Source organism: Nioella sp. MMSF_3534, from assembly GCF_030732985.1.
Classification (GTDB): domain Bacteria; phylum Pseudomonadota; class Alphaproteobacteria; order Rhodobacterales; family Rhodobacteraceae; genus Nioella.
In genome coordinates, this window is the sequence record NZ_JASHJX010000025.1 from 33,275 (window position 1) to 59,642 (window position 26,368).

Annotated in this window: 25 protein-coding genes; 13 read left to right on the forward strand and 12 right to left on the reverse strand. The window is 64.1% G+C overall.

Features of this window, described 5'->3' with window-relative positions; all coding sequences use genetic code 11:
* The first annotated feature begins 60 nt into the window (after positions 1-60).
* From RBB16_RS11895 to RBB16_RS11910, 4 genes are all read left to right on the forward strand, one after another.
* Complete coding sequence (locus RBB16_RS11895; RefSeq protein WP_306046381.1) at positions 61-453, forward strand: hypothetical protein; 393 nt, start codon at positions 61-63, stop codon at positions 451-453.
* Positions 450-1,379 (forward strand): sterol desaturase family protein, encoded by a 930-nt coding sequence (locus tag RBB16_RS11900; RefSeq protein ID WP_306046382.1) that lies wholly within the window; start codon positions 450-452, stop codon positions 1,377-1,379. Before RBB16_RS11895 ends, RBB16_RS11900 begins: the two co-directional genes overlap by 4 nt.
* A gap of 99 nt (positions 1,380-1,478) precedes the next feature.
* Positions 1,479-1,898: a cupin domain-containing protein gene (locus RBB16_RS11905; RefSeq protein WP_306046383.1), complete on the forward strand. Its 420-nt coding sequence runs from the start codon at positions 1,479-1,481 to the stop codon at positions 1,896-1,898.
* Position 1,899: 1 nt separating this feature from the next.
* Positions 1,900-2,790: a fatty acid desaturase gene (locus RBB16_RS11910; RefSeq protein ID WP_306046384.1), complete on the forward strand. Its 891-nt coding sequence runs from the start codon at positions 1,900-1,902 to the stop codon at positions 2,788-2,790.
* Here RBB16_RS11910 and RBB16_RS11915 read toward each other — a convergent pair.
* Complete coding sequence (locus RBB16_RS11915) at positions 2,779-3,879, reverse strand: anhydro-N-acetylmuramic acid kinase (RefSeq protein WP_306046385.1); 1,101 nt, start codon at positions 3,877-3,879, stop codon at positions 2,779-2,781. The genes RBB16_RS11910 and RBB16_RS11915 overlap by 12 nt on opposite strands.
* Before the next feature lie 54 nt (positions 3,880-3,933).
* On the opposite strand from RBB16_RS11915, the gene tyrS reads away from it, so the two are divergent.
* Positions 3,934-5,187: a tyrosine--tRNA ligase gene (gene tyrS, locus RBB16_RS11920; RefSeq protein ID WP_306046386.1), complete on the forward strand. Its 1,254-nt coding sequence runs from the start codon at positions 3,934-3,936 to the stop codon at positions 5,185-5,187.
* A gap of 46 nt (positions 5,188-5,233) precedes the next feature.
* Here tyrS and RBB16_RS11925 read toward each other — a convergent pair whose 3' ends face one another.
* Complete coding sequence (locus RBB16_RS11925; RefSeq protein ID WP_306046387.1) at positions 5,234-6,412, reverse strand: N-acetylmuramoyl-L-alanine amidase; 1,179 nt, start codon at positions 6,410-6,412, stop codon at positions 5,234-5,236.
* Between the two features lie 204 nt (positions 6,413-6,616).
* On the opposite strand from RBB16_RS11925, the gene RBB16_RS11930 reads away from it, so the two are divergent.
* Positions 6,617-7,555, forward strand: coding sequence for a hypothetical protein (locus RBB16_RS11930; RefSeq protein WP_071691613.1), 939 nt, complete (start codon positions 6,617-6,619; stop codon positions 7,553-7,555).
* Here RBB16_RS11930 and RBB16_RS11935 read toward each other — a convergent pair.
* Positions 7,533-8,684, reverse strand: a complete 1,152-nt coding sequence (locus RBB16_RS11935) for an aminotransferase class I/II-fold pyridoxal phosphate-dependent enzyme (RefSeq protein WP_306046388.1) — start codon at positions 8,682-8,684, stop codon at positions 7,533-7,535. The genes RBB16_RS11930 and RBB16_RS11935 overlap by 23 nt on opposite strands.
* Before the next feature lie 52 nt (positions 8,685-8,736).
* Between RBB16_RS11935 and RBB16_RS11940 the strand changes: the two genes are divergently transcribed.
* Both RBB16_RS11940 and RBB16_RS11945 read left to right on the forward strand, forming a co-directional pair.
* Positions 8,737-10,059, forward strand: a complete 1,323-nt coding sequence (locus RBB16_RS11940; RefSeq protein ID WP_306046389.1) for a M48 family metalloprotease — start codon at positions 8,737-8,739, stop codon at positions 10,057-10,059.
* A 2-nt stretch (positions 10,060-10,061) separates the two neighbouring features.
* A complete protein-coding gene (locus RBB16_RS11945; protein WP_306046390.1) occupies positions 10,062-10,820 on the forward strand; it encodes a DsbA family protein in 759 nt (252 codons plus the stop codon).
* Positions 10,821-10,893: 73 nt separating this feature from the next.
* On the opposite strand, the gene RBB16_RS11950 is transcribed toward RBB16_RS11945, so the two are convergent.
* The 8 genes from RBB16_RS11950 to RBB16_RS11985 all read right to left on the reverse strand — a co-directional run bounded on the left by RBB16_RS11950 (position 10,894) and on the right by RBB16_RS11985 (position 21,031).
* Entirely contained in the window at positions 10,894-13,725 is a 2,832-nt protein-coding gene (locus RBB16_RS11950; protein ID WP_306046391.1) for a ribonuclease E/G, read from the reverse strand.
* 612 nt (positions 13,726-14,337) lie between these two features.
* Positions 14,338-15,657, reverse strand: a complete 1,320-nt coding sequence (locus tag RBB16_RS11955; RefSeq protein WP_306046392.1) for a sigma-54 dependent transcriptional regulator — start codon at positions 15,655-15,657, stop codon at positions 14,338-14,340.
* Positions 15,658-15,676: 19 nt separating this feature from the next.
* Positions 15,677-17,443: an ATP-binding protein gene (locus RBB16_RS11960; protein WP_306046393.1), complete on the reverse strand. Its 1,767-nt coding sequence runs from the start codon at positions 17,441-17,443 to the stop codon at positions 15,677-15,679.
* Between the two features lie 40 nt (positions 17,444-17,483).
* On the reverse strand, positions 17,484-18,152 hold the full coding sequence (purQ, locus tag RBB16_RS11965) for a phosphoribosylformylglycinamidine synthase subunit PurQ (protein WP_306046394.1): 669 nt from the start codon (positions 18,150-18,152) through the stop codon (positions 17,484-17,486).
* Between the two features lie 70 nt (positions 18,153-18,222).
* Entirely contained in the window at positions 18,223-19,266 is a 1,044-nt protein-coding gene (locus RBB16_RS11970; protein WP_306046395.1) for an alcohol dehydrogenase catalytic domain-containing protein, read from the reverse strand.
* 4 nt (positions 19,267-19,270) lie between these two features.
* Positions 19,271-19,501 (reverse strand): phosphoribosylformylglycinamidine synthase subunit PurS, encoded by a 231-nt coding sequence (gene purS, locus RBB16_RS11975; RefSeq protein WP_071691622.1) that lies wholly within the window; start codon positions 19,499-19,501, stop codon positions 19,271-19,273.
* 66 nt (positions 19,502-19,567) lie between these two features.
* A complete protein-coding gene (gene purC / locus RBB16_RS11980; protein WP_071691623.1) occupies positions 19,568-20,329 on the reverse strand; it encodes a phosphoribosylaminoimidazolesuccinocarboxamide synthase in 762 nt (253 codons plus the stop codon).
* A gap of 87 nt (positions 20,330-20,416) precedes the next feature.
* The gene (locus tag RBB16_RS11985; protein WP_306046396.1) at positions 20,417-21,031 is read right to left on the reverse strand and encodes a hypothetical protein; all 615 of its coding nucleotides are present in this window, start codon (positions 21,029-21,031) and stop codon (positions 20,417-20,419) included.
* 199 nt (positions 21,032-21,230) lie between these two features.
* Between RBB16_RS11985 and RBB16_RS11990 the strand changes: the two genes are divergently transcribed.
* The 3 genes from RBB16_RS11990 to RBB16_RS12000 all read left to right on the forward strand — a co-directional run bounded on the left by RBB16_RS11990 (position 21,231) and on the right by RBB16_RS12000 (position 22,993).
* On the forward strand, positions 21,231-21,545 hold the full coding sequence (locus RBB16_RS11990) for a DUF1476 domain-containing protein (protein WP_071691625.1): 315 nt from the start codon (positions 21,231-21,233) through the stop codon (positions 21,543-21,545).
* A 162-nt stretch (positions 21,546-21,707) separates the two neighbouring features.
* Positions 21,708-22,721 carry a betaine--homocysteine S-methyltransferase gene (gene bmt, locus RBB16_RS11995; RefSeq protein WP_306046397.1) on the forward strand — a complete coding sequence of 338 codons (1,014 nt, stop codon included), beginning with the start codon at positions 21,708-21,710 and terminating at the stop codon, positions 22,719-22,721.
* Between the two features lie 8 nt (positions 22,722-22,729).
* Entirely contained in the window at positions 22,730-22,993 is a 264-nt protein-coding gene (locus RBB16_RS12000; protein ID WP_306046398.1) for a methionine synthase, read from the forward strand.
* A gap of 2 nt (positions 22,994-22,995) precedes the next feature.
* Here the strand turns inward: RBB16_RS12000 and RBB16_RS12005 are convergent, their stop codons facing one another.
* On the reverse strand, positions 22,996-24,078 hold the full coding sequence (locus tag RBB16_RS12005; RefSeq protein WP_306046401.1) for a PA0069 family radical SAM protein: 1,083 nt from the start codon (positions 24,076-24,078) through the stop codon (positions 22,996-22,998).
* A 160-nt stretch (positions 24,079-24,238) separates the two neighbouring features.
* On the opposite strand from RBB16_RS12005, the gene RBB16_RS12010 reads away from it, so the two are divergent.
* Complete coding sequence (locus tag RBB16_RS12010; RefSeq protein ID WP_071691628.1) at positions 24,239-24,940, forward strand: B12-binding domain-containing protein; 702 nt, start codon at positions 24,239-24,241, stop codon at positions 24,938-24,940.
* Positions 24,941-25,290: 350 nt separating this feature from the next.
* Positions 25,291-26,115, forward strand: coding sequence for a Hint domain-containing protein (locus RBB16_RS12015; protein WP_306046399.1), 825 nt, complete (start codon positions 25,291-25,293; stop codon positions 26,113-26,115).
* Positions 26,116-26,368: the final 253 nt, after the last annotated feature.

Genomic DNA, 26,368 nt, shown 5'->3' on the forward strand with positions numbered 1-26,368 from the left:
CGCCATGTTTGACAGCCCCGCCCCCTGCCCGGTTTGATACGGGCCAGGAGGAGACGGGCCATGCCCCTTCATATCTTGATCATTCTGGTGGTGGGCGGCATCGGCCTGATCGCCCTGCTGACCCATCTTCTGGGCCTTTCGCGCCCGCTGCACCTGACTTCAGACGCCGAGGCCAGAACCGCCTGGCTGCGCATCTGGCCGGAGGATACCGTCACCGCCGCGCATCTCTCCCCCGATGGCACCGCAGCCCTCATTGAAACCGACCACGGCCCCGGCATCGTCTTCGCCCTTGGCGCCGATAGCTGCGCCCACCGATTGCAGGGGGCCGAGATCCGAGACACCCCCGGCGGCCTGCGCATCCTCTTCCACGATTTCGCCGCGCCGCGCCTCGATGTGGCGCTCGACCCCGCCGCGCGCGCCCACTGGCACCAGATCCTGTCGGAGAAACCATGACCGACCAACTGACCTATCCCGATGTCGTGCAATACGCCGTCCCCTTCTTCATCGCCGCCATTCTGGTGGAGCTTCTGTGGATCGTCCTCAAGGGCAAGGGCGGGCGCTATGAAACCCGCGACGCGGTAACTTCGCTGATCATGGGGGCGGGCAATGTGGCCAGCGGCATTGCGCTCGGCTTCATCGCCTGGGGCTTCTTCATGGTGCTGTGGCAGATCACGCCGCTGGACCTGGGCACATCCTGGTGGGTCGTGGCGCTCTGCTTCGTGCTGGATGACCTGCGCTATTACTGGGTGCACCGGTTCGGGCACCGGATCCGGTGGGTCTGGGCGAGCCATGTGAACCATCATTCCAGCCAGCATTACAACCTGACCACGGCGCTGCGCCAGACATGGACCTATACTTTCACCTTCATGATGGTCGTCCGCGCGCCGCTGATCCTTCTGGGGTTCCACCCCGCCATGGTGCTCTTCGTCGGTGGCCTGAACCTGATCTACCAGTTCTGGATTCATACCGAGGCGATCGGCAGACTGCCCCGGTGGGTCGAGGCCGTGATGAACACGCCCTCGCACCACCGCGTCCACCATGGCCGCAACGCGCGCTATCTCGATTGCAACTACGCGGGCGTCTTCATCATCTGGGACCGCATGTTCGGCACTTTCGTGCCAGAGCTGGAGGAGGAACGCGTGGATTACGGCCTTGTCCACAACTTGGGCACCTTCAACCCGCTGCGCGTGGCCTTCCACGAATGGGTGGGCATCTTCAAGGACATGACGCAGCGCGGCCTGACCTTGCGCGAGCGGCTCATGTATGCCGTCGCGCCCCCGGGCTGGAGCCATGATGGCAGCCGCCAGACCTCCGAAGGGATCAAGGCGAGCCACCTGCAACGCCACCCCGAGGATCGGGGGACACCGGGGTTCGACTGAGCCACCCCGCGTAGGGTGGGCAGTTTGCCCACCTCCGCCCCCCTGCCCCTTGCCTCTTTGCGACGTTCGAATAGGCTCACCCAAAACCAAGGGGGCCCCATGACCGCAGACGAGATCATCGCCACGCTTTCGCTGGACCCGCACCCCGAGGGCGGGCATTACCGGCAGACCTGGGTGGCGGAAACCGAGGGCCGCCCCACCGGCACCTGCATCTATTTCCTGCTGAAAGCGGGTGAGGCGAGCCACTGGCACAAGGTCGATGCCGCCGAGATCTGGCTTTACCATTCGGGCGCGCCTTTGGTCCTGTCGATCAGCGAAACCGATGACGGTCCCGCGACCGACCACCTGCTGACGCCCGATCTGACCCAAGGCCGCCCGCAGATCCTCGTGCCGCCGCATCACTGGCAGGCGGCGCGGACGACGGGCGATTACACGCTGGTCAGCTGCACGGTTTCACCGGCCTTCCGCTTCGAAGGCTTCGAACTCGCCGCCCCCGGTTTCGACATCCCGAGGGGCTGAGATGGATCACAAAGCCGCCCTCGCCGCCCTGCCCGCCGCCCGGAAAGAGGCGTTGCAGGAACGATCAGACCTTCGGGGCCTGCTGCATCTGGCCGGGCATCTTGCGGCTATGGGCAGTTGCGCATGGCCAATCGTCATGGGCTGGCCCGGCTGGTGGCTGGCGCTGCTGCCGCTTGGCATTCTGACGGTGTTTCTCTTCACCCTCAGCCATGAATGCACCCATTACACGCCGTTCAGGACACGATTGCTGAACGATGCCGTGGGCCATGCCACCAGCCTGCCCCTGATGCTGCCCTTCATCTGGTTCCGCTATTTCCACCTTGCCCACCACAAACACACAAACGACCCCGAGCGCGACCCGGAACTGGAGCACGGGCCGAGGCCCGAGACATGGCCGCAATTCCTGATCTACCTCAGTGGCTGGGGTTATTGGCGCGGAATGGCGGGGACGATCTGGCGCAATGCCTTCGGCCCCATCGACGCCCCCTACCTGCCCGCCCGCCAGCATGGCGCGATGCGGCGCGAGGCGCGGGTGTTGCTGGCGCTCTATGCCCTGATCGCCCTCAGCCTGATCTGGTCGCCGCTGGCGCTCTGGCTTTGGATCCTGCCGGTGCTGATCGGTCAGCCATTCCTCAGGCTCTACCTGCTGGCGGAACATGGCCGCTGCCCGGCCGTCACCAACATGCTGGAGAACTCCCGCACCACCTATGCGGGCTGGCCGGTGCGCTTCATCGCCTGGAACATGCCTTTCCATGCGGAACACCACAGCTTCCCGAACGTGCCCTTCCACAAGCTGCCGGAGCTGAACCGCGATCTGGCACCGCTGCTGAAAAGCACATCGCCCGGCTACCCGGCCTTCGCGAAGGACTACACCGAGAGTTTACGGGGCTGAACGTGGCCTGCTGATCCGCCCGCCCCCCACTTGCGCGGCGACACCTGTCGTCATCGGACCAGAGGTGGACATCTTCCGCGCGACGCGAACGGCGAGGAAGGCGAAAGCCTGCGCCTCCAGCATGTCGCCATCGAGGCCGACCGTTTCCACGGATTCGACCGGGCAGGACAGCGACCGCGACAGCCCCTGCATCATCGCCGCATTGTGCCGCCCGCCGCCGCAGACCAGTACCCGCGCGGGCGGCGTCGGGCACAGCGTGATCCCGTCGGCAACACAAGCCACCGTCACGGCCACGAGGGTCGCGGCGGCATCGGCGTCGCTTAAGCCCGACACACGGCCTGCCAGATCGGCAAAATCGTTCCGGTCGAAGGACTTCGGTGGCATTCTTGACAGGAACGGCCGCGTCAGGGCCGCTGCGACGATCCCCTCATCCACCACACCGGAGAGCGCAAGTGCGCCGCCCTCGTCCCGCGCCGCACCACGCCGGGCACGCAAGAGATCGTCAAGCGGCGCATTCCCCGGCCCGGTATCGAAGGCCAGAACCGCGCCATCCTTTTCGGGCCCGTCCAGGCGCGGATCGACCCAGGTCAGGTTGCCTACGCCGCCCAGGTTGAGGAACACCAGCGGCTCCTCCGCCCCGATCCATTGCGCACAGGCGAAGTGGTAATAGGGTGCCAGAGGCGCACCCTCGCCGCCAAGCTGCACGTCGGACGACCGGAAATCCCAGACCACCGGCAGCCCCAGCACATCGGCCAGCACCTGCCCGTCGCCCGCCTGATGGGTGCCCCGCCCGCGCGGGTCATGGGCGAGCGTCTGGCCGTGAAAGCCGATCATCTCGGCCCCAGATAGCCGCGACAGCACGGCGGCATGGGCGGTTTCGACCACCTCCGCCGCCGCTTCAACGCCATCATCCCCCGGCCATCGGCCCAAGGCGGCGCGGATCACCTCGCGTTCCTCGTCCCGGTAGGGGCGAAAGCGCGTCTCGCCGAAGTCGAAGATGCGCCGCCCGTCGGTCTTCAGCAACGCCGCGTCGACGCCGTCAAGCGACGTGCCAGACATTGCACCCGCAACCCATATCGGCCCTTCCATCATCGCGTCCTTCCCGCTATCACGCCGCCATTCCTATCATTGGACGGACGAGACATGACCTACCACCCCAAATCCGACTTCATGCGCGTGATGATCGAGCGCGGCTTCCTGGCCGACTGCACCGATTATCAGGGCCTTGACGAAGCTCTGATCAAGGGCGTGGTGCCGGCCTATATCGGCTTTGACGCGACGGCGAAGTCGCTGCATGTGGGCTCGCTCATCCAGATCATGATGCTGCGCTGGCTGCAGAAGACCGGCCACAAGCCCATTACCCTGATGGGCGGCGGAACGACGAAGGTGGGCGACCCCAGCTTCCGGGCCGATGAACGCCCGCTGCTGAGCCCCGCCCAGATCGACGACAATATCGCCGGGATCAAGCAGGTCTTTGCACAATACGTCACCTATGGGGACGGGCCGAGTGATGCGCTGATGCTGAACAATGACGAGTGGCTGGCCGAGCTCAACTACCTCGATTTCCTGCGCGACATCGGGCGGCATTTCTCGGTCAATCGGATGCTGTCTTTCGAGTCCGTGAAATCGCGGATCGACCGGGAACAAAGCCTCAGCTTCCTCGAATTCAACTACATGATCCTGCAGGCCTACGACTTCCTGGAACTCAACCGCCGCTACGGCTGCCTGTTGCAGATGGGCGGGTCGGACCAGTGGGGCAATATCGTGAACGGCATCGACCTGACGCGCCGGGTGCTGGACCATGAAATCTACGGGCTGACCTCGCCGCTGCTGACCACCTCGGACGGCAAGAAGATGGGCAAGACAGCCGATGGCGCGGTGTGGCTCAATGCCGAGATGCGCAGCCCTTACGAGTTCTGGCAGTTCTGGCGCAACACGACCGATGCGGATGTGGGCCGGTTCCTGAAGCTCTATACCGAGCTGCCCGTGGAGGAGTGCGACCGGCTTGGCGCGCTGGAAGGCTCCGAGATCAACGAAGCCAAGATCGCGCTGGCCAATGAGGTGACGACGCTGCTGCACGGGGCCGAAGCGGCCCGGGCGGCGGAAGCCACCGCGCGCGAGGTGTTCGAGAAGGGCGGCATGGGCGACGACCTGCCCACCCTGACCCTGACGGCGGCGGATCTGGGCGAAGGGTTGCCGGTGGTGCAGCTGATCACCCGCTCGGGCCTGACCAGGTCGGGCAAGGAGGCGCGGCGCCTGATCACCGACAATGGTGCGCGGCTCAATGACCAGCTGATCACCGATACCGGCCTGATCGTCAGCGCATCCGACCTCGGCCAGCCGATCAAGCTGTCAGCGGGCAAGAAGCGTCACGCTCTGGTGGTCCTGAAAGACTGATCGCGAAAGCGTCTGCGCCCTCGTAGCACCGGCCTTCAGGGCGGGGTTACTGGCGTAAGAGGGCGTTCTGGGCCTGATCTTCCGCGGCCCAGGCCACCAGCGCATCGCGGATCGCCTCCTGTACCCGCGCGCGCCAATCGGCATCCAGAAGATTCGCCAGATCCTCGGGGTCGGAAATGAACCCGAGCTCGACCAGAACCGACGGGATATCGGCGGCCTTGAGCACCGAAAACCCCGCCTCCAGCCGAGGATGACGGTGCAGGTTTGCGCCCGCCCGGTCCAGCCCGGCAACGATGTGATCGGCCAAAGCCGCGGACCGGGGGGCGGTTTCCAGCCTTGCAAGGTCCAGCAGCACACCTGCGACCTCATCATCGCTGCCCGCAAGGTCGACCCCCGCCAGCAGGTCAGCGCGGTCATGGGCCTCGGCCAATGCTTCCGACGCGGCGTCGGAGGCGGTTTCGGATAGGGTATAGACAGTCGCCCCACGCGCCCTGCCCGCTTCCAGCGCATCGGCATGCAGCGACAGGAAGGCCCGAGCACCGGCGCTGCGCGCGATTGTGACCCGCTCGGGCAGCGACACGAACCAGTCGCCCTCGCGCGTCAGCACCACGTCAAAGAGCCCGGACCGCAACAGCACTTCGCGCAGTTCTATGGCGAAGATCAGCATCAGATCCGCCTCGTCCTGCCCGCGCCGTTGCGCGCCGGGATCGACACCGCCATGGCCGGGATCGAGTGCGATCATGATCGGTCCACCCTCGACACGGACCGGCAAGGCGCTGTCGGCCACCGGAACCGGCGGCAGGCGGACACCCGGCGGGGTGTGGGCGGCAAGCTCGGTGAACACGGCCTGCGATACCGGCGAAAGCCGCAATTGCACCTGCGCCGTGCCGTCTGTGTCATCGGTCTGCATCCCGGCCTGGGCGATTTCCATCGGGCGATCGAGCGTCAGGACCATGCGCGACCAACCCGCATCGCCGCGGCCCATGGCAAGGCCGGTGACATGGCTGGAGGCGTCAAGTTCGGGGCCAAGAGCGGCCCAGTTGACCTCCCGGAAATCCAGCACGACGCGGGCGGGGTCATCCAGCACGAAAACCCGGTACGGCACGGCCTGGGTCAGCGCGAGGTCAAGCACCACCTCGCGCCCGTCATCTTCCAAACGGCTGCCTTCGGCAAGAACCCGCGCAAGCGCCCGCAAGTCCTGTGCCGCAGCGGGTAGGGAAACCATTAAAAATGACATTAATACAAGGACTAAACGGATCATCTGCGGCCTGCTGAAGGTTATTGTACTGGGCAGGATAACAGGTCCCTGCGCCTGCCCCAAGCCACGCAAGACCGCAAGTTTCATGAAATCGCGCGGGACCTGCCATATTCTTCCCGCAAAGCGGCGGCAGGCTTGTCTCAACCTCAACCCACCACTGTCGAGAGCCTCATGAAACCGACACTTCTGCACCATGCCGCCTACCGGATCTACCGGCTGCGCCGTCTGATTTCCCTGTCAGTTCTGGTGGTTGTGGCGGGGGCCTGCCTGTCTCTTGTGGTCTCTCCGGCGGACAACCTGTTTCGGGATCCGCTGAACCTGTTCCTGCTGATGCTGGTCTGGGGGGGAATCGTGTCCAGCGCGGCGGTTGCCTTTCCCGGTGGCTGGATCGACACGCTGACCGCGTCGATTGCATTCGCATTGCTATTGTTGGCAACGCCCTATCTGCAACTTGCCGTAACGGGCGCGTCCGTCGTCGCGGGCGGGATCAGCGACCACATGGCGATCCTGCTTATGTCGCTGGCATGGTTCATGGTCTGGTTGCTGGTGATGGCCGTGCTCGTCTATGCGGGCCAGAACCTGCCGATGGGCAAACGCACCCACCACACGCGCGTGTTCTGCCCCGCCTCGCCAGACCGGGTGCGCCGGGCACTGTGCCCGCTTCCAGGCACTTCGGTTGCCGGTCGGGTCTGCGGACCCGAGGAGGCGGACGGGTTCTTTCCGGTTCGCTACGAGGCAGATGCCCCCAGCGGCGAAAGCTTTGCCATCGCGCGGCAGGCCCACAGCTATCGCTATCGCATCCTGCACGAAGACCGCCTGACCCGGCAATCGGAGGCCGTCGTTCGGCTGGAAGGCCGCAAGAGCCGGTCGGAAATCTTCGAAAGGCTCGAACCGGTTGAAGGCGGGACACTATACACCCTGGTCGAGATGCACGACCATTTCAACCTGCTGACCGCGATCGGCTTCTGGATCAACGATTTCGGCGCCGATCATGCGCTGGCCTATCTGGATGCCGCCGAGGGGGTTCCCTCGCTGGCCATCTACAATCAGCGCCAGCGCAGCCCCCTGTCGATCCTGTCGCGCCTGTTCAAGACGACCGGGACGCCATGAAGCCCTGAAGCCGACTGATGCCTTCTTCGATATCCGCTGTCGAGCGGGCATAGGAAAAGCGCAGCGTCGTCGCGCCGCGCACCGGGTCGAAATCCAGCCCCGGAGTGACCGCGACCCCCGCCTCGCGCAGGATCTCGGCACAGAAGGCCAGCGAGTCATCCGTATGTTCTGACACGTCCGCATAGACGTAGAAGGCCCCGTCAGCGGGCGCGACCTTGTCGAAACCGGCCTTCGCCAGCCCCTCCAGCATCAGCCGCCGATTGACCGTGTAGACGTCGCGATGCGCGTCAAGCTCCGCCCGGCCTTCGGGCGAGAGCGCGCCAAGCGCGGCGACCTGCGCCGCATGGGGCGGGCAGATGAACATGTTCTGCGCCAGCCGTTCGACGATGCGCACGTGATCCTCGGGCACCACCAGCCAGCCAAGCCGCCAGCCGGTCATCGAGAAATACTTGGAAAAGGAATTGACCACGTAAAGATCATCGGAACATTCCAGCGCGCTGACCGCCCGGCCCTCGTATTGCAGCCCGTGGTAGATCTCGTCGGAAATCAGCGCCATGCCGCGATCCGCGCAGGCCCCGACCAGCGCCCCAAGCGCGGGTTTGTCCAGCATCGTGCCCGAGGGGTTGGCGGGCGAGGCCACGATCAGCCCGGCCATGTCATCGGTCAGATCGCCCGGCACCGGCTGATAGCGGTTCTCGGGCGTGGTCTGGAACCCGACCGGCTCCAGGCTCAGCGCCTTGAGGATCTGGCGGTAGCTGGGGTAGCCCGGCTCGCCCAGGCCCACCTTTTCACCCGCGTCGAAAAGCGCCGTGAAGGCAAGGATGAAAGCCCCCGAAGCCCCCGCCGTCAGCACCACGCGCGCCGGGTCCAGATCGACGCCATACCACTCGTCATAAAGCGCCGCGATTCCCGCGCGCAGGTCGGGCCTGCCAAGCGCCACCGTGTAGCCGAGCGGCCCCGCCTCCATCTCGGCGGAAAGACGCGCACTGGCAGCAGCAGGTGCGCCCGACCCCGGTTGACCCACTTCCATATGGATAACATGGCGCCCGGCCTCTTCCGCCGCGCGCGCCTGCTCCATCACATCCATCACGATAAAGGGATCAACGCCCGAGCGCCTTGAATATCGCATTGACCTCTCCTTAAGCTGTGCCCGGTTGAAGCAGTCAAAGACAGGAAGGTCAATGTCACTTCTCGCCCGCCTGACGGCGCTTGTCCTGCTCCTGTCCACATTTTCGGCGCAGGCGCAGACAATCATTCGCGACGCCGAGATCGAACGCGGCTTGCAGGCGCTGGCCGCCCCGATCCTGCGGGCAGCGGGCCTGCCCAGTTCGGTGCGGATCATCGTGGTCGATGACAGTTCCCTGAACGCCTTCGTCGTGGACACCAATCACATCTTCATCCACTCGGGCCTTCTGATGCGGCTGGAAGACCCTGCCCAGGTGCAGGCGGTCATCGCCCATGAAGCCGCCCATATCGCCGGCGGCCATTTCACCCGCCGCGCTGCAAATGTGGGTCATGCCAACACGGTGGCACGGATCGGGTTGCTGCTTGGGGTCGCGGCGGGCGTTGCGTCGGGGGATTCCTCTACCGGGTTCGGGGTTCTGGCTGGTACGGCCTCCTCTGCTCAACGGGTGCTGTTCGCCCATACCCGCGCCGAGGAGGCCAGCGCCGACACCGCGGGTATCCGATACATGATCTCGGCCGGGGTCGATGCCACGGCGATGCTCGACGTTCTGGACATCTTTCGCGGACAGGAGGCGCTGTCGGTCGGTCGCCAGGACCCCTACCTGCTGACCCACCCGCTGACACGGGAACGCCTGCGTTCCGTCAGGGCGCTTGTGGCCGGGCTGGACGCCGTCGACCCCGACAACAGCACCCTTTATTGGTATCAACGGATGCAGGGCAAGCTGACCGCCTTCCTGCGCGCGCCAAGCTGGACCCTGCGACGAGTGGGGCGCAATGACAATTCCGAGATCGCCCGCCTGCGCCGGGCCATCGCCTATCACCGCCAGCCCGATACCGACCGGGCGATGGCCGAGGTGGATGCGCTGGTCGCCATGCGCCCCGATGACGCCTATTACCACGAGCTTCGGGGCCAGATCCTGTATGAATCGCGGCTCTATGCCCATGCGGTCAGCGCCTATGCCCGCGCGGTGGAACTGGCCCCGCGCGAACCGCTGATCCTTGCCGGATATGGCCGGGCGCTGCTGGCCGCAGATACCGCATCGGGCAACCGTCAGGCGCTGGAGGTGCTGAACCGCGCCCGCGCCCGCGACCCGTTCAACCCGCGCCTCTTGCGCGACCTCGGCCTTGCCCATGCCCGTCTTGGCCAGAACGGCATGGCCTCGGTCGCCACTGCCGAACGCTATGCCCTTCAGGGGCGTTTCGAAGATGCCCAGATCCACGCCAACCGCGCCTCGGGCCTTCTGCCGCAGGGCAGCCCGGGGTTTCTGCGCGCGCAGGATGTGCTAGGTGTTGCCCAAACCGTCTTGAACCGGAGATAGACATGAAGAGATTTGCCCCCGCCGCGCTTGCCTTTGCAGCGGCGCTGACCGCCGCACCGCTGGCCGCTGACGGGATCGCCGACATGAGCGATGCCGAGCGCGCCACCTTCCGCGCCGAGATCCGCGATTACCTGCTGGAACACCCCGAGGTGCTGCTGGAAGCCATCGCCGTTCTGGAAGAACGCCAGGCGCAGGCCGAGACCGTTCAGGATCAGGCCATGGTGCTGGCCAATGCCGAGGCGCTGTTCAACAGCCAGTTCGACTGGGAAGGCGGCAACCCCGATGGCGATATCGTGCTGGTCGAGTTCATGGACTACCGTTGCGGGTATTGCCGCCGCGCGCAGCCCGATGTGGAGCGGCTGATCTCCTCGGACGGCAATATCCGCTACATCGTCAAGGAATTCCCCATTCTCGGAGACGAATCCGTGATGGCCTCGCGCTTTGCCATCTCGACCCGCCAGAATATCGGCGACGATGCCTATGAACTGGTTCATGTGGCGCTGATGCAGATGCGCGGGGACGTCACCGAAGACAGCCTGCGCCGCCTGGCCGAGGGTCTGGAGCTTGACGCCGACGTGATCCTCGCGGGCATGAACGCGCCGGAAGTGGATCAGGTGATTGCCGCCAATCACGCGTTGGCCGGGGTGCTGCAAATCTCGGGAACGCCCACATTCGTGATGAACGACCAACTGCTGCGCGGCTACCTGCCCTATGAGGGCATGGCGGCACTGGCAGCCGAGATCCGGGCACAGACCAACTAAGCTCTTCGCTGCTGGAACAAAAAAGCCCCGGATCGTCTCCGGGGCTTTTTCTTTTGATATCAGGCAGCAGGGCTTAGCCCATCGACCACCAGCCGCGTTTCTTCGGGCGATCGTCGGCGGGCGCTTCCTCTGCCACGGCGGCCGCCGGTTCCGGCTCGGGCGTGGGTGCTTCTGCCGTCTCTTCCTCTGGCGCGGGCTCTGGATCAGAGACACCCTCTGCGGCAGGCTCTTCCACTACGGGCGCTTCTGGTTCCGCCTCCGCCACCGGTTCCTCGGCCGGGGCACTCTCTGCCGCCGGTTCCTCGGCCGGGGCGCCCTGCGGCTCTGCTTCGGCAGCCGGCGCTTCCACGGGGGCCGCTTCCGGCTCTTCCGTCACAGCCACCTCTGCCGGGGCCTCCTCCGCCGGGGCGGATTCGGCCTCTGCAACTGCGTCCGCCTCTGCGGCAGGGGCGTCCGTCTCTGCCGGTTCCTCTACCTTCTTCTTGCGGCGGCTGCGGGTCTTGCGCTTGGGTTTTTCCTCGGTCTCCGGCGCTGCCTCTTCCGTCGGGGCTTCCGGGGCGGCCTCTGCTACCGCGGCGGAACCCTCGGCAGGCGCGTCCGACGGGGTCTCCTCGGAATTGCCCTCTTCGCCGTTGGTGTCCTGCGTATCGCCATTCTCGCCGTTTTCGCCATTCTCCGACTTGCGGCGGCCACGCCCGCCCCTGCGGCGGCGGCGCTTCTTCTTCGGCTGCTCATCGGTGGCTTCGGACACCTCCGGCGCGCTCTCGGCGGCTTCCTCGGCTTCGGCCTCCTCGACAATGCTGTCCATCAGCGCGCTGTCCATCGAGATCACCGGCGTCACCGCCGCCACACGACGGGTGGCGGTCTTGAACTTCTCGATCTTGAAATCGGGCGAGACCAGCATCGGATCGGCCTCGATCCGGATCGACATGCCATAACGCGCCTCGATCTCGGCCAGGTATTCGCGCTTGGCGTTCATGATGAAGTTCACGATGCCCACGGGCGCGGTGACCAGAACCTCGCGGCTGCGGCGGCGGGTGCCTTCCTCCTCCAACTGGCGCAGGATCGACAGCGCGAGGCTGTCATCAGAGCGCACAAGCCCGGTGCCATGGCAGGCGTGGCAAGGCTGTGTCGTCGCCTCCAGCATGCCGGGGCGCAGGCGCTGGCGCGACATCTCCATCAGTCCAAAGCCCGAGATGCGACCGACCTGGATGCGCGCCCGGTCGGTCTTGAGCTTGTCCTTCAGACGCTTTTCCACGGCGGCGTTGTTGCGCCGTTCGTCCATGTCGATGAAGTCGATCACGATCAGGCCGGCCAGGTCGCGCAGGCGCAATTGGCGAGCGACCTCTTCGGCGGCTTCAAGGTTGGTCTTGGTCGCGGTTTCCTCGATCGAGCCTTCCTTGGTGGCGCGGCCAGAGTTCACGTCGATGGCCACAAGCGCCTCGGTCACGCCGATAACGATGTAGCCGCCCGAACGCAGCTGCACCACCGGGTTGAACATGTCAGCCAGGTAGCCCTCGACCTGGAAACGGGCAAAGAGCGGCATCGGCTCGTTGTAATGTTTCACGTTCTTGGCGTGGGACGGCATGATCATCTTCATGAAGTCCTTGGCATGGCGGTAGCCACGCTCGCCCTCGACCAGAACCTCGTCGATGTCGCGGTTATAGAGATCGCGGATCGACCGGTGAATCAGGTCGCCTTCCTGATAGATCGGCGCGGGCGCGGTGGAGCGCAGGGTCAGATCGCGGATCTGTTCCCACTGGCGTTGCAGATATTCATAATCGCGCTTGATCTCGGATTTGGTGCGCTTGGCCCCGGCGGTCCGCACGATCAGCCCGGCACCTTGCGGCACATCGAGCGAAACCGCGATTTCCTTGAGCTTCTTGCGGTCTACCGCGTTGGTGATCTTGCGGGAAATGCCGCCGCCACGGGCGGTGTTGGGCATCAGAACGCAGTAGCGACCGGCCAGCGACAGATAGGTGGTCAGCGCGGCGCCCTTGTTGCCGCGTTCTTCCTTGACGACCTGCACCAGCAGGATCTGGCGCACCTTGACCACTTCCTGAATCTTGTAGCGGCGCGGGCGCGGCTTGCGCACCGGACGAATGTCTTCCTGATCGTCATCGTCGGCGACGGTCGAGATATTGGGGTCGACCTCGGCTGCATCGGCGATGGTGTCATCGCCCGCATCCTCTTCATCATCCGCGTCATCCGCATCCGATGCGTCATCCTCCCCGTCCTCGGACGCAGCGTCGTCAGACCGGTTGTCAGCTTGCGGCGCGTCGACAGCCGGGGCTTCCTCTTCGGCAACGGTCGCGCCCGCGTCGTCCGCGACGCTGTCGCTGTCCGGTGACGCCGCCTCCGCTGCCGCGTCGTTGCCCTCGGTTTCATCCATGCCCGATGCCAAAAGCGTCGAGTCCTCGTCTTCCGGCGTCAGGTCGACGACATCCATGCCAGAGGGGGAATTGCGCTTGCCGCCTTCAACCTCGCCAGAGATCACCGCATCGCTGCGGCTGTCTGCGGCCTGGGTCTCGGACCCGTTCGACGGCTTGCGACGGCGGCGACGAGAGCGCTTGGGCTTGTTTTCCGCATCCGCCTCGGCCTCGGCCAGAGCGCGGGCATATTCCTGTTCCTCGGCCAGCAGCGCTTCGCGATCGGCGGTCGGGATCTGGTAGTAATCGGGGTGAATTTCCGAGAAGGCGAGGAAGCCGTGGCGGTTGCCGCCGTAATCGACAAACGCGGCCTGCAACGAGGGTTCGACCCGCGTGACCTTTGCCAGATATATGTTTCCTGCCAGTTGCCGCTTGTTCAGCGACTCGAAATCGAATTCCTCGACCTTGTTTCCGTCAGCCACGACGACGCGGGTTTCTTCCGCGTGCGTGGCGTCGATAAGCATCTTCTTTGCCATGTGTTCCTTGCACATGAACCCCGAACAGACGCACCAGGCGGTGCGCTTTCCGTGAATTCAAGCTGTCCTGAAAGGGCGACGGCGGCGGCGCACCCGGACGGGGCGCGGGCATCTGCCCTGCCTTGCCGTCCCTCAACTCTGCGCACGCGTTGCATCGCGGTTTATCTCCGATGGCGGGTCTGCGCCTGCCATCCGTTCTGTCGCCCGAAACCCGGGCAATTCCTGTAACAGGGCCATCCCGGCCCCGGTGATCTTCACGAAAACCGCGCCGCTTTCCCGCGCGCCGGAGATCGGTCAGAGAAACTTTTCGCAAGGCCCCGAAATTGAGAGCCTGCAATTGTGACATTAAGGGCACTTCCGGGGGGATTACAATGGCAATTCGTCACCTGACGGTTGCACTGCGCGCGGCATTTGCGGGTGAAGCCGCGGCGATCCCCTTTTCTTCTTGGGCCAAATACTCCCGCCGGAGGCATCGACCGGCCCACACAGAGCCCCACCCCCGAGATTGCGCATGCCCTCGCCATTTGACACCCAAGCGCCGGACGAGGCCGCCCCCCTTGCGGGGGCGGTTGAGACCGGCGCTCCCCCGGTCCGCCAGCCTGCTGGCGCAAATCAGAGGTAGTCCGACCGGCTCAGACCGTATTTGGCCATCTTCTCGTTCAGGGTCCGGCGTGGCAGGCACAGCTCTTCCATGACGCTGGCGATGGATCCGCGATGGCGGCGCATGGTGTTGTCGATCAGCATCCGCTCGAAGGCTTCCACATATTCCTTCAGCGGCTTGCCCTCGCTGCTCATCTGCGACCCTGTTTCCTCGCCTTCGCTCATCAGAAGCGAGGCGATGGAGCCGGAGCCGCGCCGTTGCTGCAGGATCGCGCGTTCCGAGATGTTGATCAGCTGGCGCACATTCCCGGGCCAGGGTGCCTGCAACAGCTGTGCCGCTTCCTGGGCCGTGACCTGCGGCGCGTCAGTGCCATATTCTTCGGCGAACTGTTCGCCGAACCTGTTGAACAGCGTCAGGATGTCCTCGCCGCGCGCCCGCAAGGGCGGCAGGTCGATGCGCATGGCGGCCAGCCGGTAGAACAGATCTGGGCGCAGCGCCTGTTCGCAGCCGGTATCCGGGTCCGGCGCATTGCAGATCGCGACGATCCGCGTCTCGGCGGGCGTGCCCATATCCTCGATGGTTTTCAGCAAGCGCGCCTGCAGGGCCTGCGGCAGCGCCTCCACCCCTTCCAGCAGCAAAGACCCCCCGCGGGCCTGTTCGATAAGCGGCAGATCCTGCCCCTCGCCCACGGGGCCAAACAACATCGCGCCAAGAGCCGTCTCGTCATGGGCCGCGCAGGCAACCGAGACAAGAGGCTTGCCCGCGCGCGGCCCGACCGCGTGCAGTGCATGGGCCACCAGCGTCTTGCCGGTGCCGGTTTCGCCGGTGATCAGCACATGCCCGTCGGCCTGCCCCAGATCGAGGATATCCTCGCGCAGCCGTTCCATGACGGGCGACGAGCCGATGAGCTTGCGCATAAGCACGGTGCCATCCGACAGTTCCTTGCGCAGCGCGCGGTTGTCCAGCGTCAGGCGGCGCGTCTGCCCTGCCCGCTTGGCCAGTTCGGTCATGCGGTCGGGGTTGAACGGCTTTTCGAGGAAGTCATAGGCGCCAAGGCGCATCGCCTCCACCGCCATGGGCACGTCGCCATGACCGGTGATCATGATCACCGGCAGGCTGCTATCCATGCCCATCAGACGTTTGAGGAAAGCCATGCCGTCCATGCCCGGCATCTTGATGTCGGTCACCACCACGCCGGAAAAATCCGGGCCGATATTCTTCAGGGCCTCTTCGGCGCTGCCATAGGTCTCGGTCTGAAAGCCCGACAGCGCCAGCCATTGGCTGATCGACTGGCGCATGTCCTGTTCGTCATCGACGATTGCAATCCGCATGGCTCTTCCTCTGCTTTACTCATTCGGCGGCGGCGCTGCCCCGATCGGCCCGTGGCAGGCGCACCTCGAACACGGCACCGCCCTGGTCCCCGTTGCGCGCGGTCAGACGCCCGCCCAGGTCCTTGACGATGCCCGACGAAATGGCGAGCCCGAGGCCCACCCCGTCGCCGGGTTTCTTTGTCGTGTAGAATGGCTCGAACAAAGCGTCGAGATCGTCAATCCCCCGCCCGTTGTCGCGCACGGTCAGCACCACCTCGTCGCCTTCCGCAATGATCAGGTCCAGCTCTCGCAGATCCTCGCCCTTCATCGCATCGAGCGCGTTCCTAAGCAGGTTGATGATCACCTGTTCCAGCCGCAGCCTGTCGGCCATGACCAGCACCGGCTGGCGCGGGATGCTCTGCGCGATCTCGACCGTCATCTGTCGCAGCTGCGGTTCCATCATGGTCAGGGCCGAGCTCAGCGCCTCGCGCATATCGACCTCTTGGAACGCCTCTCCGCCCTTTCTGGCATAGGATTTCAGCTGCCGCGTGATGGCTCCCATCCGGTCGATCAGATCGTCGATCCGCTGGAACGAGGACAGCGCCTCTTCGCTGCGCCGGCGTTGCAACAGCAGCTTGGCCCCGGCGAGGTAGGTCTTCATCGCGGCCAGCGGCTGGTTCAGCTCGTGGCTGACGGCGGCCGACATCTCGCCCAGGGCCGCCAGTTTGGAGCTTTGGGCAAGGCTTTGTTCCGCCTCTTCGAGGGTCTTTTCGACCTTCTGACGTTCGGCGATTTCCCGCTGTAGCCTGTCGTTCAACCGGCGAAGCTCCGCCGATTCCCGTTGAAAGACAACCGATTGCAGCCGGGCCCGGCGGCTCAGAAGATAGAAGGCCGCCGCCAGAAGCAGCGCGAATCCCATGATCTCGAGCGCCAGAACGCCGTTCACCCGCTCGCGCACGGAATCATAGGCGGTGAACGACACCAGCATCCAGCCCCGGAACGGAATACGCGATTCCAGCCGCAGGGTGGACGAGCCGCCGAAATAGGGGCCGGGATTGGCGAAGGCCCAGTCCCCCGCCGCCTCGATGGCGCGTTCGATGGCGCTGTCGGGCGATTGCACCGCGACGGCATCCGCTTCGTTCCGACCCCGCCACCGCGGTTCCGTCGACAGGATGATACGGCCTTCGGAATTGGCCACGAACACCGCCTCGGATGTCCCCCGCCAGCGATCCGCCAATCGTCCCAGATCGACGCGCACAAGGATCACCCCAAGCAGCAGCGAGTCATCCTCAACCCGGCGCGAGAAGGTGAAGTTGAAGGCCCCGGTATCCAGTTCCGTGGTGGTGAACACCGTGTCGTTCGACCTCTGCGCCTCAACGAAATAAGCCTGATTTGCGTGCTGTTCCCCGATCTGGTGCCGGTCCGTTGCCGCCACAACGCGCCCGTCGCGGTCCAGCAATTCGATGGAGGCCGCGCCGATTTCTTCGCGGTAGGAGATCAGCCGCTGCGATGTGGTGGAATACTCCCCCACCGACAGCGCCCGCACCAGCGTCGGGTCGCGCGACAGCAACAGCGGCACCACGGAATTGCGCTGAAGCTCGGATATGATTGACCCGGAATAAAGCGCCAGCCGCAGTTCCGCGCGGTTGCGGGTGGTTTCGGTGAAGCGGTCGGTCAGCCAGATGTTGGACACCCAGACCACGACCCCGGCAACCGCCAGGAACACGACCAGCAGACCGCGCAAAATCCATGCACGGCGCCCTGCCGATCCTCGCAGGGCCACATCAGAGCGCGTGGGCCTGTTCATGAAACAATTCTAGGGGTTTGGCGGCAGCGCCTCAAGCCCGTCAGGCCGCCACAAGCGCCTGCGTCAGCCCAGTGAACATCGCCCACCCGTCGGTGCCGCCATGGTTCGCGTCGATCACCCGCTCGGGATGCGGCATCATGCCAAGCACCCGGCGGTTTTCCGACAGCACCCCGGCGATATCGTCAATCGCACCATTGGGGTTGCCCACATAGCGGAACGCGATGCGATCCTCGGCCTTCAGCGCGGCCAGCCCCTCGGCACCAATTACGTAGTTCCCATCGTGATGCGCCAACGGAATGTCGATCTGCTGGCCCTTGTCGTAGTTTTGGGTAAAGACGCTGTTCGTGGTTTCAACTGACAGGGTCTGCATCCGGCAGATGAATTTCAGCCCCGCATTGCGCATCAGCGCGCCGGGCAGCAGACCGGTTTCGCACAGCACCTGGAACCCGTTGCAGATGCCAAGCGCATAGCCCCCGCGTTCCACATGGGCCGCCACCCCCTTCATCACCGGGGACTGGCCCGCGATGGCGCCGCAGCGCAGGTAGTCGCCGAAGGAAAACCCGCCGGGAATGCCCACGATATCCACCCCCTCGGGCAGGCCCTGATCCTTGTGCCAGACCATATCGACCTGGAACCCCGCCTTGCGAAAGGCCACGGCCAGATCACGGTCGCAGTTGGAGCCGGGGAAGACGATGACAGCGGCTTTCATGGGGGCACCTTTCCTTGGGTGACGATCTTGGCCAGCCACTTAGCGCAAATGCGACCGGGGGCAAAGGGGCCTAGCGGGTGAAATCGGTGATCACGGCGACGCCCGGCGGGGTTGGTCCGTCGAAGGCCGCCAGTTCCGCGCTGGCATCCGACAGGGCCACGCGGCGGGCAATCATCGGGGTCAGGTCCAGCGTACCGCCTTCAATCAGCGACAGAAGCGACGGATAGCGCCACGACGGCATGCCGCGCGTGCCATAGATCGCCAATTGGCCGGAATAGACCGCATCCCAGGGCAGGGTCATGTTGACGTGGTCGCCTGCGGGCATGCCCACCTGCACCATCCGGCCCAGTTTTCGCAAGCTTTTCATGGCGTTGATCGTTGTGACCTCGAACCCAAGCGCCTCTAGGGCCAGATCGGCCCCGCCTTTGGTGATCTCGCGCATCTCTCCCACAGGGTCGGCATTGGTGGCATTCACAACCGCGTCGATCCCGAGTGTCAGCGCATGGTCCAGCTTCTCCTGCACCACATCGGCCATCACGACCCGCGCCCCAAGCGCCTTGCCGATCAGTGCCGCGGCCAGACCGATGCCCCCCGCCCCCCAAACGGCCAGCCATTCACCGGGACGCAGTGCCGCACGTCCCGTCAGCGCATGCCAGGCGGTTGTCACCCGGCAGCCGAGGGCCGCGGCAAGGGCGGGGTCCATGCCCTCGGGCAGGCGCGTCAGATTGGCATCGGCACGCGGCACCGTGATACGCTCGGCAAATGCGCCGGGGGCAGTGAAGCCGGGAACGATCTGCGTGGCGCAGACGGTCTGATGACCGGCGCTGCAATCGGGGCATTGGCCACAGGCAAGGATGAAGGGCGCAATCACCCGGTCGCCCTCGTGCCACTGGGTCACGTCCCGCCCCACAGCCCGGACCACGCCGCAGAACTCATGCCCCGGAATGATCGGCAGATCGGCGTCGGGGTCGGACCCGGTCCACAGATGCCAGTCCGACCGGCAGATGCCGCAGGCCAGTACATCCAGAACCACGCCATCGGGCGGACAGTCAGGATCGGGCAGATCGGTGATCTGCAACTCCGCTCGGGGGCCAGTCAGCAGCGCCGCCCGCATCGGGTCAGCCCATGGAAATCGAGTAGCTCTCGATCACCGTATTGGCGAGCAGCTTCTCGCACATCGCCTTGACCGTCTCCTCGGAGGTGCCATCGGCCAGATCGAGCTCGATCACCTTGCCCTGACGAACGCCCTCGACGCCGTCAAAACCCAAAGCGCCAAGCGCATGGCGCACGGCCTCGCCCTGCGGGTCCAGAACGCCCTGTTTCAGCATCACGGTCACGGTTGCGCGCATCGCACCTGCCCTTTTCTTCTTGGTCCAAATACTCAATCTGCGCCCGCTACCCGCGCGCGCATCGGTTCAGTTCACCAGCGTCGGCTTGCCGCCGAAACCGGAATTCGCAGGCATCACGCCAAGGCGGCGGGCCACCTCTGTATAGGCGTCGGTCAGGTTGCCCAGGTCACGGCGGAACACGTCCTTGTCCAGCTTCTGGCCGGTCTCGATATCCCACAGGCGGCAGCTGTCGGGGCTGATTTCGTCGGCCACGATCAGGCGCATGAAATCACCGTCCCAGACCCGGCCGATCTCGATCTTGAAATCCACCAGCCGAATGCCGACGCCCATCATCATGCCGGACATGAAATCGTTGACCCGAAGCGCCAGCGCCACGATATCATCGAGATCCTGCTGCGAGGCCCAACCGAAGGCGATGATGTATTCCTCGGGCACCAGCGGATCGCCCAAATCGTCGTTCTTGTAGGAAAACTCGATGATCGGCCGCGGCAGCTGCGTGCCCTCCTCCAGCCCGAGCCGCTTGGCCATGGACCCCGCGGCGAAGTTCCGCACGATCACTTCCAGCGGAATGATCTCGACCGCGCGGATCAGCTGTTCGCGCATGTTGATGCGGCGGATGAAATGGGTCGGCACGCCGATATTGTTCAGCCCGGTCATGAAGAATTCCGACAGGCGGTTGTTCAGAACGCCCTTGCCTTCGATGGTCGCCTTCTTTTCAGCGTTGAAGGCGGTGGCGTCATCCTTGAAATACTGCACGAGCGTGCCCGGTTCCGGGCCTTCATACAGGATTTTCGCCTTGCCTTCGTAGACCTTCTTGCGCCGTGCCATGTGCCTGTGTTCTCCGAATCCATCACGCGGCGCCGGGGCACCGTTTGAGGGGCGTATACGCCCAAGGACCGCGAAAGGGAAGCGGCGTTACTGGGCGCTCAGACCCCAGAAGCCGAGCCGTCCGGTTCCAACGGCGATGATCCCGGCACGGTCGTGGAACGGGCGATGCGACAGGTCGTAATTCCGGAAATGCTGATCATTGAGATACATCCGCGCCTGCGTTCCCGAAATCCGCACTTCCAGCACATCCGATCCGTCGCCACGGCCCACAGGGTCATCCGCGTCGCCATAGATCACGTCCATCTCCTCGACATCGCGATTGATCGCCATCAACTGGTTATCGGCGGTCAGCAGGAAGGCGATATAGGTGCTGTGCTCATCCCCGAAATCATAGAGCAGGCCGGTGGCTGCCACGCCCTCGCCGTCATCGTTCCGGGCATAGACATTGGCCCGCAGGGTCAGGGTGCCATCGGCATTCATCAGCGGCATTTCGTAATAGCGGATTGCCGTCGGCTGCGTCGTGTTTTGCAGAACGAACCAGCCATCCTGTTCATATCCGGTCCAGGTGGCATCCTGAAACGGTCCAAGGCCAAGCGGCTGAAGGTATTCGCCAAGGACAGGTTCCACCGTTTCCTGGGCAAGAATGGGCGTTGCCGATAGCAGGATTGCGGTCGAAAGGGCGGCAAAGGCGGTTCTGAACATGCGATATGCTCCTGTCTGATCATTTGTGAAATCGGGTCGTTCAATAGGTCCACTATGTGGCAGTTGGCCCGATTCGGTCCAGAATTCCCGGCAATTCCCCGTCACAGCGTCCTCCAGCCGCACAATCCACCCTTGTGCGACCTGCCCGGACCGGCCTATTTGAACAGCGACGAATGCATCTGAGTCAGGAGAGCCCAAGATGACCACCTTCGATGACCGCGAATCCGCGTTCGAGAACAAGTTCGCACATGACGCCGAAATGGTGTTCCGCGCCGAAGCCCGCCGCAACAAGCTGGTTGGCCTCTGGGCTGCCGAACTGCTCGGCAAGACCGGGTCCGACGCCGATGCCTATGCGATCGAGGTCGTGAAATCGGATTTCGAGGAAGCCGGGCATGAGGATGTGGTGCGCAAGGTTGCCGCCGATCTGGACGGCAAGGCCAGTGCCGACGAAATCCGCGCCAAGATGGCCGAGCTGCTGATCGTGGCCAAGGGCCAGCTGATCAACGAAGCCTGATCGCACGCGCCAAGACGAAAAAGGGCCGTCCGCGCGTGTTGCGGGCGGTCTTTTCTTTTTGAACAAAAGGCAATTCATAATCTTTATGCAGATTATGCAGTTGCCTCAACTCCCCTGCCCGGCGCATCTAGGCCCTGCGCAGATATCTGAAAGACGACTCACATGACCAACCTTCTGTCCAAGCTTCTGGCAGACCGCGACTGGCTGATGGCCGACGGCGCCACCGGGACGACCCTTTTCAACATGGGGCTGTCCTCTGGCGACGCGCCCGAGCTGTGGAACGCCGATCACCCCGACCGGATCGCCAAGCTTTATCAGGGTGCGGTCGATGCGGGGTCTGATATCTTCCTGACCAATTCCTTCGGCGGCACCCGCGCGCGGCTCAAACTGCACAACGCGCAGGATCGGGCGTTCGAGCTGTCGAAACTGGCCGCCGAGATCGGCCGCGAGGTTGCGGACAAAGCCGGTCGCCCGGTCGTGGTGGCGGGCTCTGTCGGGCCAACCGGCGAAATCATGGTGCCCATGGGATCGCTGACCCATGAAAGCGCGGTCGAGATGTTCCATGAGCAGGCCGAGGGTCTGAAAGCCGGCGGCGTCGATGTGCTCTGGGTCGAGACCATTTCCGCCGCCGAGGAATTCAAGGCCTTCGCAGAGGCCGCGAAGCTGGCCGACATGCCCTGGTGCGGCACCATGAGCTTTGACACCGCAGGGCGCACGATGATGGGCTTCACCTCTGCCGACATGGCGGCAATGGCCGAAAAGCTCGACCCGCAGCCTCTGGCCTTTGGTGCCAATTGCGGTGTTGGCGCGTCGGACCTGCTGCGCACGGTTCTGGGCTTCCGCGCCTCGGGCACCGAGATTCCCTTCATCGCCAAGGGCAATGCGGGCATTCCCAAGTATCACGACGGCCATATCCACTATGACGGCACGCCCGAGCTGATGGCGAAATATGCCGTGCTGGCGCGTGATGCCGGGGCCAAGATCATCGGCGGCTGCTGCGGCACCCAGACCGACCACCTGCGCGCGATGAAGGCGGCGCTGGAAAGCACCCCGCGCGGCCCTGTCCCGACGCTGGAACAGATCGCAGCCGAGATCGGCGGCTTCTCCTCTGACAGCGACGGCACCGGCGATGATGCCCCCGCCGCCCGTCGCCCCCGCCGCCGCGCACGCGGCTGACCGATACGATGGCACGTGCGATCCGGGCGATTTTCCTTGGGCTTGCTGCCCTGGCGAGCCTCGTCTGGATCGGCGGCTATCTGTATATCAACGGACTGGCCTGCGCCTTTGGCAACACCAGCCCCTGCCGCATACGCTTGCCGTGGCGCCTGACCGGCGAGGACATGGTGCTGCTTATCATCATTCCTGCCGCCATCGTTGGGATATTTCTGTTCCTTGCGTGGCTTTCACATCGGCGGATCAAGACCGGCGGCGCGGACGGGTCAGAGTGATGTCAAAACAGGCTCAACTGATCGCCGGGACGCGGCGGCACCCGGAAGAGATCCGTCCTCAGGGCGGGCATGCGGTGGCCGAGACCCGCCGCCCTGACCGCCCGTTTGAAACGCTGCTGCAACAGATCGGCATAGATGCCGGTGCCGGTCAGCCGCGTGCCCCATTCGGCACTGTAATCCTCCCCGCCGTGCATCTCGCGCACCCGCGCCATGACACGTGCGGCGCGCAGCGGCACATGTTCCTCCAGCCAGCTGCGAAACAGCGGAGCGACCTCCAGAGGCAGGCGCAGGGCGATCATGCTGGCAGCAACGGCTCCGGCCTCGGCCCCTGCTGTCACGATCCGCTCGATCTCGGGGTCGGTCAGCCCCGGCACAATGGGAGACGCCATCAGCCGCACCGGAATACCCGCAGCCGCCAGACGCTCGATGGTCTTGAGCCGCCGCGCAGGGGACGGCACACGCGGTTCCATCGCGCGCGCCAGACCGGAATCGAGCGTTGTCACCGATACACCGACCTTGGCCAGCCCCTGCCCCGCCATATCCGCGATCAGGTCGATATCGCGCTCGATCAGAGTGCCCTTGGTCACGATGCCGACCGGGTGGCGAAAGTCGCGCAGCACCTGCAACAGACCGCGCATGATTTGCCTATCCTTCTCAACCGGTTGATAGGGGTCGGTGTTGGTTCCGATGGCAATCGGCTGAACATCGTATCCGCGACGAGACAGCTCTTTCGTCAGCACGGCGGGCGCATCGGGCCGGGCAATCAGCCGGGTTTCGAAATCCAGCCCCGGCGACAGGCCCAGATAGGCGTGACTCGGGCGGGCAAAACAGTAGATGCAGCCGTGTTCGCAGCCGCGATAGGGGTTGATCGAACGATCAAAACTCAGATCGGGCGAGGCATTGCGGGTGATCACCTTACGCGGGCGTTCTTCGGTCACAACGGTGCGCACCGGCGGAAGATCTTCCTCACGGTCCCAGCCATCCGGCTCGAAACGGGTTTCCAGCCGGTCGAACCGATTGGCCGGATTGAACCCCGCGCCCCTGCCCTTGCGGCGGGCCTTGTCGATGATCTGATCGAATTCCATGGCATCAATATGGAACAAAAACGGAACATTCACAATCCCGACCCGCATCAAGGTCGGTCACGACTCCACGCGTGTCGCAATTCAGCGCGTCAGATTCGCACGTCCCGGCCAAAAGTCGGGACAGTCCATGAAACCCCCGTTCCGTCAGGGAGCCAACAATATGTCCGATGAAGACGAAATCATCCTGTCCGAGCTCGACGATGAAGAGCTTGTGCAGCAGATGTTCGATGACCTCTACGACGGTCTCAAGGAAGAGATCGAAGAGGGTGTGAACATCCTGCTGGAGCGCGGGTGGGAGCCCTACCGCATCCTGACCGAGGCGCTCGTCGGCGGCATGACCATCGTCGGCAAGGACTTCCGCGACGGCATCCTCTTCGTGCCCGAAGTGCTGCTGGCCGCGAACGCGATGAAGGGCGGCATGGCCATCCTGAAACCGCTGCTGGCCGAAACCGGCGCGCCGCGCGTCGGCAAGATGGTGATCGGCACCGTCAAGGGCGACATCCACGACATCGGCAAGAACCTCGTCGGCATGATGATGGAAGGCGCGGGCTTCGAAGTGGTCGATCTGGGCATCAACAACGCCGTGGAAAGCTATCTCGAGGCGCTTGAATCCGAACAGCCCGACATCCTGGGCATGTCCGCCCTGCTGACCACCACGATGCCCTACATGAAGGTGGTCATCGACACGATGGTCGAGACCGGCGTGCGCGACGACTACATCGTGCTGGTCGGCGGCGCACCCCTGAACGAGGAATTCGGCAAAGCGATCGGCGCAGACGCCTATTGCCGTGACGCCGCCGTGGCCGTGGAGACCGCCAAGGAATTCATGGCGCGCAAGCACAACCAGGCGGCGGCTGGCTGAGATCTCAGCCATTCTTCGCGCCAGGCACCAACACGAAACCAGACCTCGTCTTCAGAAATGGGACGGGGTCTGTCAATTTCCGACCGTCCCCCTTCGCATCACCTTGCCAAGACGGAACCGGCTGATGCATGCCACAGCCCGTATCACGGCACGCCCTGTGGCAGCGAAAGGTTTGACAAAGTGTGAAAGTCGTCTCTTAGAATTGTTAATGCTTAGGCAAGATGGTCTGGAGAAAACCTCTTCTGTCCTGACATCAGAGGGGGAAAACACATGGCCGACTATGTCTTTTCGGCGGGCACCGACTATACAATCTACAGCGCGCGTTTTCAGAGTTTTCGATCTTCGGGAGTTTGACGGGCGACCTGACCCTAAGCGATGGCGACCCCACGGATTCCGAGTTCACCCATCTGGAAAGCCTCAACTATAGCTTTGCCTCGGGATCAAGCGGAACAAACGGATCGTTCTGGGGCACGATAGAAATCGGCGGAGTTAAGTATCCGATTGCCCGCCTCGGAGGCGACGATGTTTATGTGATTGGGATCCAGCTCTCTCAAGCCGCCTACCCCAGTTCGGATGTGCTGCCCGGATTTGACACTGCGAGCTTTCCCACCTGCTTCCTGACGGGAAGCCGCATCGCAACACCAGCTGGCAGCATTGCTGTCGAAGATCTTGCCATCGATTGCGAGATTTCAACGGCAGAGGGCGGCTGCGTATCGGTCAAATGGATCGGCCGCCAGACCGTGTCCACCCGCTTCGGCCCCGCCGAACGGCTGATGCCGGTGCGCTTTGCCGCCGGGTCTCTCGGGCAGGGCCTGCCGCACACTGACCTGACGGTCACCGCCGATCACGGGATGCTGGTCGATGGAGTCATCTGCCACGCGGGTGCTCTGGTGAACGGGGTGACCATCACCCGCGTTCCCCTCGCGGAAATGGGAGAGACCTACACGGTCTACCACATCGAGACCGAAGAGCACGAAATCATCCTCGCCAATGGTGCACCCGCCGAGACGCTCATCGACAATGTCAGCCGCCGCGTCTTCGACAACTTCGCCGAGTTCGAGGTGCTTTACGGAGATGTGCCCGAGATGGAAGAGCTGCCCTATCCTCGCGCCATGAGCGTGCGGCAGGTGCCTGCGGGAATCCTGCAAAAGCTCGCCATGCGGCAGATGGCTTAGGTAGTTACATTGTCTGTAGCGCCCGCCTTTCCTCTGTGCCGCTTATGAAATGGAAAAAGTCCTGCAGCTGCCCGGCAGTGGCTCCACTGGGTTTCTTTGCTCTTGGAGTGATGCCATTCAGCTCTGGCGGAGCTGATGCTCGATGTTCAAAGTGTTGTCTTAAGTTTCGGAAAGCTCTAGGCTCAGGACTCATAGCCAATAGATGACGGTCGCTGCGAGGGCGATTGCCGATAGGAAGACCCTTGGGCAGCGA